13 protein-coding genes are annotated in these 18,205 nt (G+C 51.3%); 6 read left to right on the forward strand and 7 right to left on the reverse strand.

The window, feature by feature from the left end; all coding sequences use genetic code 11:
• Window positions 1–167: 167 nt before the first annotated feature.
• The 5 genes from MKY82_RS32060 to MKY82_RS32080 all read right to left on the reverse strand — a co-directional run bounded on the left by MKY82_RS32060 (window position 168) and on the right by MKY82_RS32080 (window position 7,406).
• Window positions 168–2,456: an ATP-dependent DNA helicase gene (locus tag MKY82_RS32060; protein WP_339295071.1), complete on the reverse strand. Its 2,289-nt coding sequence runs from the start codon at window positions 2,454–2,456 to the stop codon at window positions 168–170.
• 147 nt (window positions 2,457–2,603) lie between these two features.
• Window positions 2,604–3,398, reverse strand: a complete 795-nt coding sequence (pdaA, locus tag MKY82_RS32065) for a delta-lactam-biosynthetic de-N-acetylase (protein ID WP_339295072.1) — start codon at window positions 3,396–3,398, stop codon at window positions 2,604–2,606.
• A 146-nt stretch (window positions 3,399–3,544) separates the two neighbouring features.
• A complete protein-coding gene (locus tag MKY82_RS32070; protein WP_339295073.1) occupies window positions 3,545–4,588 on the reverse strand; it encodes an oxidoreductase in 1,044 nt (347 codons plus the stop codon).
• A gap of 196 nt (window positions 4,589–4,784) precedes the next feature.
• Window positions 4,785–6,374, reverse strand: a complete 1,590-nt coding sequence (locus MKY82_RS32075) for a catalase (protein ID WP_339296731.1) — start codon at window positions 6,372–6,374, stop codon at window positions 4,785–4,787.
• 141 nt (window positions 6,375–6,515) lie between these two features.
• A complete protein-coding gene (locus MKY82_RS32080) occupies window positions 6,516–7,406 on the reverse strand; it encodes a LysR family transcriptional regulator (protein ID WP_071218794.1) in 891 nt (296 codons plus the stop codon).
• A 126-nt stretch (window positions 7,407–7,532) separates the two neighbouring features.
• Between MKY82_RS32080 and MKY82_RS32085 the strand changes: the two genes are divergently transcribed.
• From MKY82_RS32085 to MKY82_RS32110, 6 genes are all read left to right on the forward strand, one after another.
• On the forward strand, window positions 7,533–7,904 hold the full coding sequence (locus tag MKY82_RS32085; RefSeq protein ID WP_100541038.1) for a CidA/LrgA family holin-like protein: 372 nt from the start codon (window positions 7,533–7,535) through the stop codon (window positions 7,902–7,904).
• Window positions 7,901–8,590 carry a CidB/LrgB family autolysis modulator gene (locus MKY82_RS32090; protein WP_071218792.1) on the forward strand — a complete coding sequence of 230 codons (690 nt, stop codon included), beginning with the start codon at window positions 7,901–7,903 and terminating at the stop codon, window positions 8,588–8,590. The genes MKY82_RS32085 and MKY82_RS32090 overlap by 4 nt, the downstream gene beginning before the upstream one ends.
• A gap of 269 nt (window positions 8,591–8,859) precedes the next feature.
• Entirely contained in the window at window positions 8,860–10,719 is a 1,860-nt protein-coding gene (locus MKY82_RS32095) for an LTA synthase family protein (RefSeq protein ID WP_339295074.1), read from the forward strand.
• Window positions 10,720–11,533: 814 nt separating this feature from the next.
• On the forward strand, window positions 11,534–12,886 hold the full coding sequence (locus MKY82_RS32100; protein ID WP_194540006.1) for a hemolysin family protein: 1,353 nt from the start codon (window positions 11,534–11,536) through the stop codon (window positions 12,884–12,886).
• A gap of 150 nt (window positions 12,887–13,036) precedes the next feature.
• Window positions 13,037–14,626 carry a PTS sugar transporter gene (locus MKY82_RS32105; RefSeq protein ID WP_194540007.1) on the forward strand — a complete coding sequence of 530 codons (1,590 nt, stop codon included), beginning with the start codon at window positions 13,037–13,039 and terminating at the stop codon, window positions 14,624–14,626.
• Window positions 14,627–14,749: 123 nt separating this feature from the next.
• Window positions 14,750–15,304, forward strand: coding sequence for a hypothetical protein (locus tag MKY82_RS32110; protein WP_339296732.1), 555 nt, complete (start codon window positions 14,750–14,752; stop codon window positions 15,302–15,304).
• 110 nt (window positions 15,305–15,414) lie between these two features.
• On the opposite strand, the gene MKY82_RS32115 is transcribed toward MKY82_RS32110, so the two are convergent.
• Together MKY82_RS32115 and fumC are read right to left on the reverse strand one after the other, a co-directional pair.
• Window positions 15,415–16,449 (reverse strand): hypothetical protein, encoded by a 1,035-nt coding sequence (locus MKY82_RS32115; RefSeq protein WP_339295075.1) that lies wholly within the window; start codon window positions 16,447–16,449, stop codon window positions 15,415–15,417.
• Window positions 16,450–16,631: 182 nt separating this feature from the next.
• Window positions 16,632–18,020, reverse strand: a complete 1,389-nt coding sequence (fumC, locus tag MKY82_RS32120; protein ID WP_194540010.1) for a class II fumarate hydratase — start codon at window positions 18,018–18,020, stop codon at window positions 16,632–16,634.
• Window positions 18,021–18,205 lie beyond the last annotated feature (185 nt).

An 18,205-nucleotide genomic window follows, 5' to 3' on the forward strand; every position in this document is an offset into this window, starting at 1 on the left:
CATGCCTTATACCCCTATACCATTAGAATTTCCCGTCCAAAGAGACCAACGTCAATGCGACCCATCCACTATGCATCATAACCATTTGACATCAGCCTCCTTCAGCTTAATTAATATATCCGTATTATAGGTGCCCAATTTCCAGGTGTCAACATCTCATGAAAAAATTAGATGCGCCTGTAATGCCTCCACTCCTCCGGCAGCAGCATCCTGTACTGTCGATTCAGAAAGCGGTCATCGACGAGCGTCAGCGTCCCGCTGTCCTGCTCCGATCGGATCAAGCGCCCTCCGGCCTGCAGCACTTTGTTCATGCCGGGGTACACGTAGGCGTAATCGTATCCCCGCTTGCCGGTACGATCAAAATAATCCTTGATGATATCATTCTCGAAAGATAGCTGCGGCAGTCCTACCCCGATGACCACGACGCTCGAAAGCCGTTCTCCCTTCAAATCGATGCCTTCGGAGAAAATACCGCCCATCACGGCAAAGCCGATCAGCGGATCTTCCGCATCCGCCTGGAAGGCATTCAGGAATGCCTCCCGCTCCTCTTCGCTCATCCCATGCCCCTGGAGCAAAGTACGGGCTCCCGGATTCATTCTGGCAAACGCCTCATGAATGTCCTGCATGTAGGGATAAGACGGCAAGAAGATCAAGGTGTTTACCGGCTTTTCCTGAACCAGCGCACTCAGCATCCGGACGATGGCCTCGCTGTTGCGCTCCCGATCCTTGAAGCGCGTCGATAACGGCAAAATTCGAACATCCAATTGCTCGGAGGAGAAGGGAGAGGGAATCGAGAGGCTGTAGTCCTCTTCCTCTGCTCCCAGCATGTCGCGATAATATCCGAGCGGCATGAGTGTTGCCGAGAAAAATACGCTGGAGCGGTAGTTTTTACCCGCCTGCTGGAGCAAATAGGAGGGGTCCAGACAAAACAGCTTGAGAAACACCTCGCTCTGACTCATCTCCGCATACGTGACAAATCGGTCGTCATACAGCTTGGAGATGCGCAGGTACCCCTGCACCGCAAAATAGCACTCCAGGAGCGCATCGGCCTCATCCCCGCTCTTGCCGGTCATCAGTTCAGCCTCCGCCTGGAGCGAGAAATCCTCAAGCAGCTCAACCATCATCTCCGGCTGCTGGGACCCGACAATCCGCTCTTCCTCCTCACTGACCTTACGCAGCACTTTAAAGCGGTTATTCACCCGCTTCGCCGCGTTGTAAAGCGCGGGATTGCTCTCTTTGTAAGCCCGTTGCAGTTCCAGAAAAGCCGATTTATTCAGCTCGGCCGAGAACATTCCCCGCGCACGGTCTACCAGATTATGCGCCTCGTCAATGAGCAGCACGCTGCGTTTCTTCACGTCCTCCGGCATCCGCTTAAAGGATACGCGCGGATCAAACACATAGTTGTAATCGCAGATGACGGCATCGGCTGCATACGCGGCATCCAGTGAGAACTCAAACGGGCACACCGTATGCTTCCGGGCGTACTCTTCAATAACGGGTCTCGTGATCAATGTTTCATTCGAGAGCAGGTCCAGTATGGCGCCGTTAATCCGGTCGTAGTAACCCTCCGAGAAGGCGCAGCCCATCTGACTGCAGCCTTCCGCTTCACGGAAACAAATCTTGTCCTTTGCCGTCAGCGTGACCGTGTGCATGCAGAGTCCTTGACGCTCCATACGCGCCATAGCTTCCTCCGCGGTGGTTCGGGTGATCGTCTTGGCCGTCAGATAAAAAATCCGCGACAACAGGCCCTCGCCGATCGCTTTAACCGAAGGAAACAGCGTGGATATGGTTTTCCCTATGCCCGTCGGCGCTTTGGCAAACAATCTTCGTCCTTCCCCGATGCTTTTATAAACGGCCCCGGCGAGCTTTCGCTGTCCCTCGCGGTAAGCGGGGAACGGAAACTTCAATTCGCGGATGCTCAGGTCCCTCCGCTCGCCATGCTCCCGCAGCAGGTTGGCATAAGGCGCATAAGCCGCCACGACCTCCAAGACAAAGGATTCCAGCTGATCCAAGCTCCATTCCTGTACAAACTGCTTCCGCTCTCCGCTCGGGACCTGGAAGTAGGTTAATCTCACCGCCATCTTCGGAATCTCATGCTGCTTGGCGTACATATAGGCGTACATTTGGGCCTGTGCCCAATGAACGGGGTACGTGTGCTCCGTAATCACGCCCAAATCGCCGGAAGTCGACTTGATCTCGTCAATCATGATCCGCTCTTCCTCATGAATCAGACCGTCGCAGCGACCTTCCACGACAAACATGAGATCCTCGTAAGGAATCTCGACTTCAAGCTGAACTTCCTTCTGATCATTCTCACCATAGTCGCGCTGCACCTGTTGATGCGCCCGGGTTCCCTCGGTCAGGGATGTCGCCGTGCGAAAACCCGAGGTAATGCTGCCGCTGCGAAAGACGTATTCCACCAGCGGCCTGACGGATATTTGGATAGTATGAGGCATGATGGTCTCCTTCGTTCATGTTCTATGAAGGGTATTATACCAAACATTCGTTCCTGAAAGCGAAGCATCCGAATTCATTCGAAACAAAAAAACGTGCAGAAGGCATCCTGACAGGATGGCGTTCTGCACGCTGTATGCAACATATGCTTACGGGGCTTTCTTCTGCATCTGATCCAAACTCTTGAACTCGTACCCCCGATTCCTGGCTTCGTCAATGATCCGCCCAAGCGCCTCGGTGTTGTCCTTGGAGATCGAGTGCAGCAGGATCACGGCGCCCGGGTGGAGCTGCGCGGTTACCTTATCATAAGCATACTGCGCACCGCGCTGGGACTTCACGTCCCAATCCATATACGCGAGCGACCAGAAGACATTGGTGTAACCCAGCTGCTTGCTGGTCGCCAGCGACCGCTCATCGAAAATACCCCGCGGCGTACGCAAATATTTCATATCCGGCTGACCTGTTATGCGAATAACCTCCTTCTTCACCCGTTCCAACTCCTCGGTCAGCTTCTCTGCCGAGATCGTGGTCACATCCGGATGATTCCAGGAATGGTTGCCGATAATATGGCCTTCCGCCGTCATCCGCTTCAGCAGATCTTCCTGCGTCTTCACGTAGTGTCCGGTCACGAAAAAGGTGGCAGGCACCTTCTTCTCTTTGAGCGTATCCAGGATACGGGAAGTATATCCGTTCTCATATCCGTTATCAAACGTAAGATAGAGCTCCTTCTGCTCAGCATCGCCCATGAAGATCGCATCGTATTTTTTCAGGAGCTCCTTAAAACCCTCCTCGTTGATGGAGGGCAGCTGGCCATTGACGCTTTTTTTGAACCCAAAATGAAACGGACCGCTTCCGCCCGCCATAGCCGCTCCGGCGATGGACAGCATCACCGCCAAGCTCATAAGAAGCATAAGGGCCGGACGAAGGATACCACGTTGCTTCATATCCGTTCTCTCTCCTTCATTGGTGTGATATGGATCGACTCCCCTGATGAAATACCTACCAAGGGTAGCATCACCTAATATCCCACAAATCGGAGCAAACTATGTGTTAGCCAACCAGGACTACAATACCGTGATCCAGCGGCATCTCACGTGATCTTGATCAATCGGCCCTTCTGATGACTCTGCAATGCATACTCGATCATGCGAATAACATTGTGGGCTTCTTCAGGCTGGACGGGTAACGGGCCATCCTTCTGAATCGCTTCGGCTAGTCCCTGATAAAAGGCCTGGTAGCGGCCGGGCAGCGTCTCAATCTCGCCCTGAACCGCAAGCCCGCTCAGCTCGGTAGCAAGCTCCCCGTACTGGTCCGGCTGGTCTTCACCCCAGCCCGCATCCCCCGGGTGCATCCCCTGCTTCAGCTGTCCTTCCTGTGGGTCTGTTCCATACTTCAGGAAGCTTCCCTTATCCCCGTGCAGCTCGAATTTCGGGCCGGCTTGCCGGACCAGCGAACCGGAATGCAGAATAACGCGAAACGTTTTATAACCCAGCACCAGATGAAAATAATCATGGGTTTTGGACCCTTTGCGCTCCTTTCTCAAATCCGCCCACAGCGTCTCTGGCAGACCGAACAGGAACAGCGCCTGATCAAGCAGATGCGAACCTAAATCGTACAGAATGCCGGACCCGGGATTTCCCTGTTCCCTCCACCGCTCCGATTGCACCTCCGGACGGTAGCGGCTGAACTGTGCCTGATAAATGGAAAGCTTGCCGAGCGCCCCCGTCTCCAGCAGATTGCGGACGGTCAGAAAGTCATTGTCCCAGCGGCGGTTGTGATATACCGTCAGCAGGACTCCCTTCTGCTTGGCAAGATCAATCAGCTGATCCGCTTCGGCGGATGTTACGGTAAACGGCTTCTCGACGACCACGTGCTTACCAGCCTCGATGGCTAACCGGGTATATTCGTAATGCGTTGCATTCGGACTCGTAATGATGACAACATCAATATCCGGATTAGACAAAAGCTCATCCACGCTATCGACAACTGCCGTATCAGGCAAATCCTTATGAACCTTGTCCGGATCTGATGACACAACCGTGTGGACTTCGTAATCCGGCACGCTTCTCAGGATAGGTGCATGAAACACCGACCCGGACAGGCCGTAGCCGATGATTCCCGCTTGTATTGCCATAAAGCAAGCCTCCTCTTCCCATGGTTCTATGTTGATTCGATATGTATCGTTTTGATTCCTTGCAACATCTTAACATTCCGCAAATATTTTACAACCTCAAATGGTAAAGCCGCCTGCACATTAATCACTGTGCAGGCGGCTTTCTTTATTGCCATAGCAAATCATAACCTGGAGACCGCTCTCGGCCTAGCGAATTTTAGTAAGGATCCGCCTCATGGCCCATGCGGTTTGCATCCTCTACCGCCTGCTCCCGTACGTTCTCGTTCGAGCCCTTTCTGGCCTGCTCGAGTCCTTCCCGCACGCGGCGTCCATAATCCTCATCCGCATTCGTGAAATATTCCACCATCTTGTCTTGAATCCGAATATCGCATTGGATAAGCGCACCCACCAGGTTGCTAATCAATTCGTTTCGCTCCCAATCCTCAAAGGCTCTATACGTATCCCCGGCCTGCTTGAAGTCCAGCGTGCGATCCAGCTTCTGCCGGACGAGGTTGGCATTATAATGGGGTTGATGCGGCTTCGCTGTCTGCGCGGCTTCCACCAGACCGTCGGTCATGGACGGCTCGTAATCCACATGCGGGCTTTGCCCTGGTGCCTTATCCACGTAATAAGACATCTGCCCGCCGCGCTGATTGGTAGCGACCCGCTTCTTCGGCGCATTGATCGGCAGCTGCAGATAGTTGGTGCCCACCCGATGCCGCTGGGTATCCGAGTAAGAAAATGTGCGACCTTGGAGCATCTTGTCGTCCGAGAAATCGAGACCATCCACCAGCACGCCCGTGCCGAAGGCCGCTTGCTCCACTTCGTTATAGTAGTTCTCCGGATTGCGGTTCAGCACCATTTTGCCTACCTTCAGGAACGGGAATTGATCTTCCGGCCACAGCTTGGTTGCATCAAGCGGATCGAATTCCAGCTCCGGATGCTCATCATCGCTCATAATCTGAACGCATAGCTCCCATTCCGGATAATCCCCGCGTTCAATGGCCTCATATAAATCCTGTGTCGCATGGCTGTCATTCATGGCTTGGATCTTGTTTGCTTCTTCCTGCGTAAGGTTCTTAATGCCTTGCTTAAGCGGCTCCCAGTGATATTTGATCAGCACACTGTTGCCCTCTGCATTGACCCATTTGTATGTATTCACACCAGAGCCCTGCATTTGGCGGTAGTTAGCCGGAATGCCCCATGGGGAGAAGACAAACGTGATCATATGCGTCGCTTCCGGGGAACGGGATACAAAGTCGAACATGCCGACTGGACCCGGAACGTTGGATACTGGATCCGGTTTGAACGCATGGACCATATCCGGAAATTTGAGCGGATCACGGATAAAAAATATTTTCAGGTTGTTGCCGACCAGATCCCAGTTGCCTTCTTCGGTGTAAAATTTCACGGCAAACCCGCGCGGATCCCGAAGCGTTTCCGGTGAGCCGGCGCCGTGGATAACGGTGGAGAACCGGACAAACACCGGTGTGCGCTTGCCTTCAACCTGAAACAGCTTGGCCCGGGTATATTTCGAAACAGGCTCATCGCCCACTTTCCCGTAAGCTTCAAAGTAACCGTGAGCTCCAGCCCCCCTTGCATGCACAACGCGCTCCGGAATACGTTCACGGTCAAAATGCGTGATTTTCTCCAGATAATGATAATTCTCCAGGGTCATCGGACCCCGATTCCCTACCGTTCTCACATTCTGATTATCCGAAATAGGATGTCCCTGGCGGTTCGTCAGCGTATCCTCCCGCTCCGTCTCGCCGCGGTTTTGGGCAAATCCTGCCCGTTCTTGGTTTATTCCGTTATTAGCATCATGATCTTGGCCACTCACGAATGTCATTCCTCCTTGGATATAAGGCTTGTAAAATGGGTTCTCTTACTATGGATATTATGTCCAAGGAGTGAAAATGTATGAAATGTCCTTTAATTTAAAACAAACTTAATCATGCTCACCCAACAGTGCGCGTGTAAAGCTGATCCATTCCCTGACGGCAAAGGACAGGTACCGGTCCTTCCTCCAGATCATCCCGAGCTGCCAGGGGATCGAGGGATTATCCAGCGGCAGTATCGTCACGCGCGAAGAATCGATTTCCTTACAGATCGTCTCTGGCAGCAGTGCGATGCCCAGATTCGCGGCCACCATGCCGCTGATGAGATCCCACTGCGAGCTTTCATAGACCACCCTTGGCTCGAAGCCCGCGCTGACGCATTCGCGGATAATCCGGTCATGCAGCGTAAAGTCCTCTCGAAACAATACAAACGCCTCATCAGCAAGCTCATTCAGGTGCACATGATCTCTGTCTGCGAGCCGGTGAGAAGGATGGACGAGCAAATTCAGCTTCTCTTTGACAAAGGAATAATAATGGAATACATCCTCATTGACCGGCAGCACCGCAACGCCGATATCCGTCTGACCGCTTTCCACATCCGCTTCGACCTTCTTCGCCCCATCTTCAATCAGCTGAATGGTAATCTTCGGATATTCCCGGTGGAACTGCCCGATCACTTCCGGGAAAAAGCTTGAACCTACCATAGGCGGAAGCCCAATACGGAGATGTCCGCGCTTCAGGTTCATAAGATCCTCCAGCTCGGCCGATACCCGCTGAAAGGAATCCACCATTTGCTGAGCCTGCTGATACATGATATGACCCGCGTCCGTCAGCTCAATCCGCTTGCCCTGCCGATAAAACAAGGTTACGCCCCACTCGTCCTCCATGTTGCGAATCGTTTTGCTGATCGTTGGCTGCGTAATATACAGCTTCTCGGCGGCCTTGGTGAAGCTCTGGTTCCTCGCTACCTCAAGAAAATACTCCAGGTGTCGTATATCCATCCGATACTCCCTCCGGTTTCTTCTATGTATAGATAAATGGAATGCATATCATTCGATATATGCATTTTACCTATGAAAATTATCGTTGTAAAATTTCATTACCAATGAAAATAAAGGAGGCCGGTCATGATCAACATGCTGAAAGGAACGCTCCAAGTGGCCGGTTTCATGCTTCTTTCCTTAGGGATGGATCAACTGGCCGCTTGGCTGAATATAGGAATTCCGGGCAGCATTCTCGGAATCGTTGTAGTATTCATACTTCTCGAAACCAAAGTCCTCCGCCTAGAGTGGATCGAACTTGGCGCTAATTGGCTGCTCGCCGAATTGCTGCTGTTCTTTATTCCTGCTGCAGTTGGCATCATGAAATATTTCCCGATGCTGGAGGCCGAAGGGCTCCAGATTCTAGCCGTGGTTTTGTTTAGCACCGTCATTGTGATGGTCAGCTCAGGACTAACCGCCGGCTTCATCTCATCCAGAAAGGAGCGAAAAACACCATGAACATCCTGTTGACGGTAATTCTCGGCTTATTGTTAACGATCGGGATTTATGGGGGGGCCAAAAAACTGTATCGCCGCCTGCCAAAGGTCTATTTGTCACCGCTCCTCATTACTCCTGTACTAATTGTTGTGATATTGACACAAACAGGCGTATCCTATGAATCATACAATGAAGGGGCGCAGTGGATCAGCAAGCTGCTTGGACCGGCTACAATCGCTTTTGCCGTGCCTTTGTACAAAAACTTCCAAACCCTTAAAAAGCATGCGGCCGAGATTATGCTCAGCGTGCTGACCGGATCGGTACTTGCGATGATATCCTCCGCATTTCTCGCAAAATGGATGCACCTGAACAGTTCGCTCGCCACCAGTCTCGTGCCGCGCTCCATAACAACGCCGATTGCCATGAACGTCTCGGAGGTCATTGGAGGGGTGCCGAACATGACCGCCGTTTTTGTCATTATGACCGGGATTCTAGGCTCCATGATCGGACCGGCCGTCATGCGGATCTTCCGGATTCGGGGCGATATCGCAAGAGGTGTGCTGTTTGGAACCAGCGCCCATGGAACCGGCACCTCCAAGGCATTCGAATTCAGCTCCCTTTCGGGGACGATCTCCAGCATTTCGATGATCGTTGCCGCTCTCTTCACCCTAGGAACCGCACCACTGATTATGTCCTTTCTTTATTAATATTGCTGAGACCCTGACAAAACCGGCGATGGCCGGTTTTTTTGGCTGTCTATTTTATGTTGTTATAAGAAGCTTGGGGACTTACTTTAACTCTTTGACAACCTCCTCCGAAGAGGTCATAATAAGTTCTGTTCATTAGTTTTGTAAAATAAACGGTATACGGAATGTATATCAACAGTAAGAATAACGTCTATCGATTCTTAAATAACGAATGGCCGCTGGAGTTCTAGAATTAGGTATACCGCGGCATTGAAAGGAAGGCGATACAGGTGTTTTCCACCTCGCGGTTTCGGTTAACGATTACGAAGCCTTTTATATTTTTCTCTGTCATTATGCTGCTCAAAAGCTACCTGGCCTGGATGGTCATTTTTGATGATGTCATGCCATGGAAGCCGCTCATTACGGAAATTCCTTTTATTTGGCTTGCATTCAGCTTAATCGAATGGTTCGCTTCCAAGCGAAAGCTCGCCGCCTATATGAGTGTTAACTTATTGCTGACCGCCATATTCTTCGCAGCCATTATGTATTATAAATATTACGGTGTCATTGTTACGTATCACGCGCTGGAGCAGGTCAATCAGGTAACCGCGGTAAGCAATAGCGTATTCTCCTTGATGGACCCTTACTATCTGCTGATCTTCACGGATATCATCGGTATGTTTTTTCTATTATGGCGAAGTGACCGCGTCAAAAAATGGAAGATTCGGCATGCCAAGAAGGAAAAGCGCAAGATTATCCCTATTGTTTTCGTTGTCTCTTTAATGCTGTGCCTGTTCCAGATTATGCCGAACCGCGCAAGCATGAACGAAATCGTGAAGGCGCAGGAGATGGGCATTCTTAACTATGAGGCCTATACGATTTTCCAGCAGGAAAACAAAGAGCTTGTGGATGCCAAGACCATCACGCAGGCTAAAGTCAACGGATTGAAGGGCCTCAAGGCGGCTGATCAGGAAGCCCTGCTCTCAGGTGTCGCCAAAGGGAAGAACCTGATCATTATCCAGATGGAGTCCTTCCAGGAGTTCCTGGTCGACCTCAAGATTGACGGCAAGGAAATTACCCCTAACATCAACAAGCTGGCCCGCGAGAGCCAATACTTCCCGAACTTCTACCAGAATGTCGGCCAAGGTAATACCTCGGATGCCGAGTTTGTGGTGAATACATCCTTCTACATTCCACCGCGGGGAGCGGCAACGCAGCATTATGCCGACAGAGTTCTGCCAAGCCTGCCGAGATTGCTGCAAGGGGAAGGTTATGATACCGCCACTTTCCACACCAATGTGGTGGAATTCTGGAATCGTGGAGAGCTGTACAAGGCGCTCGGTTTCAACCGTTATTACGATAAAGCATTCTTCGGCGATGAAGATAAGCTGTTCTTCGGTGCCTCGGATGATGCCCTGTATTCCAAAACCGCAGCCGAGCTGAAGAAGATGAACGAAGCCGATAAACCGTTCTATAGCCATGTCATTTCCATGTCGGCTCACCATCCGTTCACGATTCCTGAAGATAAATATCGGATGACGCTGCCGGAGCGTTATGAAGGCACCTTCGTCGGCGACTACATCCGTTCGCAGAATTACGCCGATGATGCGCTTGGTAAATTCATTGAGCAGCTGAAGAAAGACGGCGTGTGGGATAACAGCCTGATTGTTCTCTACGGAGACCACCTCGGACTGCCGATTTATTCCTTGGACAACAAGGATAAAGAGCTGATGCACGAAATTTATGGCCGTGATTATAACTCCGGCGATATGATCAATATCCCGCTTATGATCCATGGAAAAGGCCTTCAGCCGGAAGTCAAGGAGCAAGTCGGCGGGCAGATCGACCTCTTGCCAACGGTCGCTAACCTGCTCGGCGTATCGATGGACAATCAGCTTCATTTCGGCCAGGATCTGTTAAACAACACCGATAATAACTTGCTGCCGGAACGGTATTACCTTCCTTCCGGTACCTTTATTAACAATACGACCCTGTACATCCCGGGAATCGGCTTTGAGGATGGAACCAAGCATCCGCTTCCGAACGCGGACGAGAAGAGGACCCAGGCGACCAAGGAAGAATTCGAACGCGCGCTGCAGCTGCTCCATCTGTCGGACAGCTATATCAAACAGCTGCCATACCATAAATAGCCCGTTGCTTAATAGGACAACTCTTTCGATAAATCGAATGGGATGTCCTTTTTTGTGTTTGGAAGAGAATCGCCGGCATCCCTTGATGCATAAGGTTTTTTAACCCGAGGGCGACGGTTATTTGACATAGTGGCTTACTTTTTCTTATGATTAATAAAATAGCCCCACAAAGTGGAGCCTATGCTTCGATGCTTATTCCAAATACTTTGCGGGGACCCCAAAACTATAAATGCGATTAAAGAGTTGCTTACGCTTCGCTGAAAACTATAAATTTTATAATCTTAGCAATATACCTTGTTTTGAAACCCGCATTCGTGGTGAAATTACGTACAACAACTTAAATGACTCATACTCATACGCTGACAATTAAGCCATATATTTTTTATGAACAAATCGATTATGAATTGTAGGAGTGACGATCCGACTTGGACCCCATACGAAGGATAAACAGAATTATATGTTCAACACTTGGCCTTCTTCTGATTGCTTCCTTTACGCATGTCCCCCTGGTGGACATTTCCGATTCCGCTGCTGCTACGCAGGGAATGGAAGCGTCTGAAGGGACTCTTCCATCGCCAACGCCGGTGCCCAAGAGCCCGGAACCCGTTCGGTTGATGCTGGAGTCAAAATTCCATGTGTCTCTGCTTTCCTTGCATAACGTTACATGCCGCACGGATACCGATATGTTTCTGCTCCTAAAGCACATGAAACTAGACCCTTTAAAATTCCGGTCGAATTATGTTGACAGCCATGTATAGTAAGTGATGGTTAATAAAAAACTAATTCGGATCAGATAAAAAAGGATGTGTTTTGTTTGGATGACAGTATAGGCTTAAATTTATTCTTAGTCGCTGTGCTTATCGCAGCTACCGCTTTTTTCGTTATGACGGAATTTGCTATCATAAGACTTCGCCCCAGCCGGGTAGACCAATTGGTAATGGAAGGGCGCAAAGGCGCGCTTGCCGTCAAAAAGGTAACTTCGAATCTGGATGGATATCTGTCCGCGTGTCAGCTGGGAATTACCATCACGGCGCTCGGTCTTGGTTGGCTCGGGGAACCGACCATCGAGAAAATTCTTCACCCGGTGTTTGATAGCTTTGCAATTCCTGCGGCCATCGGATCGCTAATCTCGTTTTTGCTTGCATTTATTATCATGACTTATATTCACGTCGTTATCGGTGAACTTGCGCCAAAGACGATTGCTATTAATAAAGCGGAAGCCGTGTCGTTCCTCTGTGCGACACCTATTATCTGGTTTAACCGGATCATGTACCCGTTCATCTGGTTGCTGAACGGATCCGCCAACAAAATCGTTCGTCTGTTCGGCATGCATCCCGCCAGTGAGCACGAGGAAGCTCACTCGGAAGAAGAACTCCGCATGATTCTGAGCGACAGTTATGAGAGCGGAAAGATCAACCAAGCTGAATACGGTTATGTAAGCCGAATTTTTGCTTTTGATGATATGCTTGCCAAAGAAATTATGGTACCCCGTACCGATATGATCTGCCTGTATGTCGATAAGCCGCTTGCCACTAATCTGCAGATCATCAAGCGCGAGCAGTACACCCGTTTTCCGGTTGTACGCGGTGACAAGGACCAGATCGTCGGCATGGTGAACACCAAGCAGTTCTTTCTGGAGTTTGATGACAATTCCAACATCGACTTGACCAAGCTGATTCATCCGGCCATGACGGTATCCGAAGCGATACCGATCAAGAAATTGCTTCGGAAAATGCAGCAGGAAGGCACGCATATGGCCATCCTGATCGATGAATACGGCGGCACCTCGGGGATGATCACGATCGAGGATATTCTCGAGGAGATCGTCGGCGAAATCCGCGACGAATTCGACGAGGATGAAGAACGCGAGTTGACCCAGCCTGAGCCGAACCGCATTATTGCCGACGGCAAGGTATCCATTAACCGGATCAACGATCTGCTTCACATCGACCTGAGCACCGATGACCTGGATACGATCGGCGGCTGGCTGTACGGACATAACTCCGAGCTTGCCAAAGGCGATACATGGACTTACGGTGAACTGACGTTTACCATCATCGAGAAGAAGACCCACCGCTACACGAAGCTGCAAATTGTTAAAGAAACAGCCGAAACAGCAGCGGAAGAGGCAGCTGCCGTCGCAGCTGCAAGCGAAAACAACGAATAGATAACAGATAGCCAAGCCGCCATGCAGCCTTACCGGGTTATGCATGGCGGCTTTTCGTATACCGGAATGGCATTTTAACACTTTAACAAGTTATAACTCTGCTGTAATATAGAAATAATCGAATTTTATACATATGGGGGGCAGCAAGTCATGAATCGTCAAATCGCTATCATTGGGAGCAGCGGGGGCAATCTGTACAATCTCGGCGGCAAAGACCCGCGCAAGCTGCTGGATGAGATATTGATGCAGCTGGAGAGCGCAGGCCTGTCCTGCGGGGCGCTGCAGTTTATTGCTGCCCAGGTCTCCATGGATGCAGCCAAGGATACAACGCCCGCCGCGCTTTACAGCTGGAGCATTTCTCAAGGGGAGCCCATCGTTATTGCCGAGGGCACTCTTAAGCAGGTCAATCAGGCGGCTGAACGGCTGGACCGGGAGATTGCCGAGCAGATTGAACTCGGCGAGATTGACGGCATCATCGTTATGAGTGCCGACCCTGAGGGCAGCAACCGGCACGCCATTGAGGCTGCTGCCAAGTTCCGATTGCCAGTGACCGGTACTGGCGGAGCTTCCATGGCCATCATCCAAACCAAAGGCGCGCATGTCATCGCCGCTTCGGGTACCACCGGAACCACCAACCGAACCCGCGCGGTCACCTTTGTTACTTCCCTCAGCAAGCATTGGCGACTAACGTATCGGCCGGTCATCGGAAATGCAGCCGCGAACCTTCACGGAGCGTCCGGAAGCTCGTCGCCATGGCGGCGCATCAATATTCGGGGCATTATGATGGCATCCCTCCCCGGGTTTATCGGCATGGCCCTGATTCTCGCAGTCAGCAAAATCCCGGGGTTATCCTCGCTGACCGAAGTGTTTGATCTATTGATTAAGGCGCTGCCGGTCATCGTTGCTGTGATCGCTGCCAAACAGGTATCCGAACTGGACGAGGTATCCATCGTGGCAGGCATCGTGGCAGGTGTCCTCTCCGTCGAGGGGGGCATTATCGGAGGCATCATTGGCGGAATTGGCGCAGGTATCATCGTCCATTACATATTCCGTCAGTGCGTGGAGTGGCGTTTCCCCGCAACCACGGTCAACATTGTTGCAGGCGGTATATCGGGACTGATTGCCGGTCTGCTGGTTTACTTCCTCATTGCACCGATTGCGCTGAGTGCAGGGCAAGGCATCCGCTTCCTGATCGAAACGCTTGTCTCCTGGAGCCCGGCTATAGCCGGATTGATTGCAGGCCTGCTGATCTGGCCCGCGATCATTGGCGGCGTTTATCATGCGGCCATCCTGCCAATTGTACTGCTGGAGATGGAGACAACAAGCAACAGCTTCCTCGGCGCGGTGGATATGGTCGGTCTGGTGATGGTGTCCGCAGGAATCACGCTGGCCAACATTATCGCCCCGCGGGATAAGGGAGAAGCGGCCGTAGCGGCTCCCGGGTTTGCTATCAATATGGGTTTTGGCACCTTCGTTGAAGCCGCCTATCCCTTCATGTTTTCGAACAAACTCGTGTTTGCTGGAGCGATTGCTTCCGCAGGTCTTGGCGGCATGCTCGTCGGTTTATTCGGCGTTCGGGGAACCGCCTACGTGCCTTCCTTTATCGGTCCCATCACATCGAATAACACCATTGGCTTCCTGATCTCCATGGCAGCCAGCATGCTCTGCTCGTTCCTGATTACGTTCTTCGTAAACAAACTGTCCGGTTATCGGGATGCGAAAAACACCGTGAGCATGTAGGATATGGTCAGCTCCAATAAGCAGGATTTTAACTAACCAAATGTCCTGAAAAAGGGTTTATATTATAGATAGGCCCCTAGATTTGGATGCCTATACCCATTCGAAAAACGGAAGGAGGTTATGATGATCGTGAAATTCAGAAGAATATCGCTGTTCGCGCTGACAAGTGTCCTGCTGGCCGCTTCGCTAATCTGGAACAGCGAACAAGCAGCCGCTAACGATGCAGAGAACTATTCCGTGAAGGCAGCAGGCACCCCCATGACTAGCGTTCTTGTTCACAAAGGCAAAGCGTACGTCCCGCTCAAGTCCTTAGCCGATGCAATGGGGTATGAAATTTCCTATACGCTGAAGGAGGAGTTGGACAACTTTCATCAATATGACGTGAAGGCTGCGAACAGCCCCCCGGTATCGATATGGGGCAACGACAGATGGGGGTATACGATCGTTCGGCGGGCAACGCAAGAGATGAACGTGAACGATATCGATATTTATAAGCCGGCCAAGCTATGCCCCGAGGAATCGGATCATTGCAAGCTTGATGAGAGCAAGTACAACGGCCCTCTTTTCATCAAGAATACCCTCTACGTACCTGTCCGAGACATGGCCACAGCCTTAAATCTGAAGCTGACCATGATGCAGACCCAGAAAGGGCGCATCATTCATCTGTCCCAGCGCTGAAGCTCCCATTTCCCCTAACGAATACTTGAAAAAGCCAGGCAGAGTCACGAACTCCGCCTGGCTTTTAATCGGAATAGAGGCAATCCAATCCTTCAATTTTTCCATACTTCTCAATCTAGTCCTCTGATTTCAATGTCATCCGTGGACGTGATTTTCGAAATATCAAACTCTCTGAAAATATGGGTGCTCTGCTTCCCATTCATATCAAAATCCTGCTCTAGCTTCTTCACACGGTCCGGCGTCTTCAAATCCGCCCCATAATATTCAATGTGAAGGTCCGTCTCCCCCGGTACCGCCACCGAAGGCAGCCGCCGAATCAGCTCCAGCACCCGTTGCTTCTCTTGCGCCAGATTGTCTGCCGTCAGATCCGCGAATACGATTAAACTGATATTCTGACTGATATCCCCGTCGGTATTTGCGAGTTGGTTATAATCACGCTCGATGGTGTCGATATCGGAGTTAACATAAGCATTCGCAAACGCCTGGTCCGGATAAAGTTCAGCCAGCAGTGGTTTCAGCCGGTCTCTCAGCTGCTGTCCCCACAGCAGATTCAAATATGTATCATTCGATATGCTGGGAGGGCTGGCTTCATTGCTGCTAAGCGTGAATTCCAGCTCAGGCGACTGTACCGGATGGGCTCTCAGATTGTATGAGCCGATGGCCCAGGTATAGTCCACGTTCGTAACTTTAAAGGGTTCGTTGTACTTCTGTTCCAAATAGGACTCTGCCGCCTCCTGGACCTCTCGTTTCTCGGCGGCCGTCTTCATGAACGGAGCCGATCCCCAGGTATACCCCGCGTAGATGGACCCGGCGAACAGGGCAAGTCCAATCACCGTCCGCAAGACGATTTTCCAAGGAGAGGCGAGTTGGCGCTTCCGCTTCTCGTCGAACATCGGTTTCTTTGGTGATCGGTAGTTGAAATAAATAACCGGTATAATCAGACCTATAATATGTAGTCCAATAGCGAGCGGACCAATAATCAGGCCCAAAAATCCCAATGTCATGAAAAAAATAAACAAAGCCGCTCCCTGAAACGCCATAAGCATCGTTCCGCCTATAATCATACCCGGCGTCCCGATATAAAACATCCCGAGCCCGGTGCATATCAGAGAGAGCAGCGTGGCGATCCACTGATGTTTCTTCAAGTTATCATCCGTCCTTCATGCAAATGGTTTATCAATCATGGTCAATATCCTGACACCCTATTATAACCGCTGCGGAGCTTGGGAAAAGAAAAAATCTAAAAACCAAAACCCATTTCACCGTGGTGAAATGGGTTTTGGGTCAACCGAGGCATGTTTTCCGATCAAGCTCCAAACATACGCCCTTACTCCTTCGGATGGATCATTTCTTCCGGACGAACGATCCGGTCAAAATCCTCTCCGCTTAACAGCCCGCTTGCCAGAGCCGCCTCGCGAAGCGTTGTCCCTTCTTTATGCGCTTTTTTTGCGATGGCCGCTGCATTCTCATATCCGATATGCGGATTCAGCGCTGTCACCAGCATCAGCGACCGCTCCATGTTCGTACGGAGAACGTCAAGGTTGGCTTCGATGCCGACCGCGCAATTCTGGTCGAATGAATCCATCGCATCCGACAGCAGGCGTACGGACTGCAAGAAGTTATAGATGATGACCGGTTTAAAGACGTTTAGCTCAAAATTACCCTGGCTTGCTGCAAAACCGATCGTGGCATCGTTGCCCATCACTTGGCAGACTACCATCGTCAGTGCCTCGCTCTGGGTTGGGTTCACTTTCCCCGGCATGATCGAGCTACCCGGTTCGTTGGCAGGGATCGAGATCTCGCCAATCCCGGAACGGGGACCGCTTGCCAGCCAGCGAACGTCGTTGGCGATCTTCATCAGATCGGCAGCCAGCGCCTTCAGCGCCCCATGGGCAAATACAATCTCGTCATGACTGGTCAGCGAATGGAACTTGTTGCTGGCTGACGTGTAGCTTTTTCCAATTTGCATGCTGATTTCAGCAGCCGTCATTTCTCCGAATTTCGGATGTGCGTTAATGCCGGTGCCGACGGCAGTACCGCCAATAGCCAGCTCACGCAGCGGTTCTACGGCGGAAGCCAGCATCAATTCACACTTCTCGAGCATCCGGTGCCAGCCGCTGATTTCCTGTCCGAGGGTCAGCGGTGTGGCATCTTGAAGATGCGTGCGGCCGATTTTGATCAGATCCTTATATTCATCGCTTTTCTTCTCGAGCGTTTTCTTCAAGCGGCGCAGCGCGGGCAGCACATGATCTTCCACGGCCACGACCGCGGCCATGTGCATCGCTGTCGGAAACGTATCGTTAGAGCTTTGGGATTTGTTGACGTCGTCGTTGGGATGAACGCGCAGGGCGCTGTCTTTTTGCTCAAGCAGCTGATTGGCCCGATTCGCAATGACTTCGTTCACGTTCATATTGGACTGCGTGCCGCTGCCGGTCTGCCAAACCACCAGCGGAAAGTGCTCATCCCACTTGCCGGCCACAATCTCATCGGCGGCGGTCGTAATGGCATCGACCTTGTCTGCTTCCAGCTTGCCGAGCTTGCCATTCACGATAGCCGCGCTTTTCTTCAATATCGCAAACGCCCGAATGATTTCCTTCGGCATCGTTTCGGTTCCAATCCGGAAATTCTCGGAACTGCGCTGTGTCTGCGCTGCCCATAGCTTATCCGCAGGCACTTTAACCTCACCCAGGGTATCCTTCTCAATACGATAATCCATCCCAACTTCCTCCTTTGGCTTCCTTGAATTTAAGCGCTTATTATTCCATCTCCCCTATTATGACATAGACTTGCCCAAGAAAAAAACAGACCGGATGAACAGCTGCGACTTCCATACGTACAGCCTTGATTCGGCTGATTTCCAGGCTCGCTTGCTCGCCGTCACCTCACACGGAACAATGGCAG

The organism is Paenibacillus sp. FSL W7-1279 (assembly GCF_037969845.1).
Classification (GTDB): domain Bacteria; phylum Bacillota; class Bacilli; order Paenibacillales; family Paenibacillaceae; genus Paenibacillus_AQ.

Bases quoted from the DNA above. Each gene is read 5' to 3' on its own strand.
- MKY82_RS32060 (WP_339295071.1), bottom strand. From the start codon at position 2,456: ATGCCTCATACTATCCAAATATCCGTCAGGCCGCTGGTGGAATACGTC.
- pdaA (WP_339295072.1), bottom strand. From the start codon at position 3,398: ATGAAGCAACGTGGTATCCTTCGTCCGGCCCTTATGCTTCTTATGAGC.
- MKY82_RS32070 (WP_339295073.1), bottom strand. From the start codon at position 4,588: ATGGCAATACAAGCGGGAATCATCGGCTACGGCCTGTCCGGGTCGGTG.
- MKY82_RS32080 (WP_071218794.1), bottom strand. From the start codon at position 7,406: ATGGATATACGACACCTGGAGTATTTTCTTGAGGTAGCGAGGAACCAG.
- MKY82_RS32085 (WP_100541038.1), top strand. From the start codon at position 7,533: ATGATCAACATGCTGAAAGGAACGCTCCAAGTGGCCGGTTTCATGCTT.
- MKY82_RS32090 (WP_071218792.1), top strand. From the start codon at position 7,901: ATGAACATCCTGTTGACGGTAATTCTCGGCTTATTGTTAACGATCGGG.
- MKY82_RS32105 (WP_194540007.1), top strand. From the start codon at position 13,037: ATGAATCGTCAAATCGCTATCATTGGGAGCAGCGGGGGCAATCTGTAC.
- MKY82_RS32110 (WP_339296732.1), top strand. From the start codon at position 14,750: ATGATCGTGAAATTCAGAAGAATATCGCTGTTCGCGCTGACAAGTGTC.
- fumC (WP_194540010.1), bottom strand. From the start codon at position 18,020: ATGGATTATCGTATTGAGAAGGATACCCTGGGTGAGGTTAAAGTGCCT.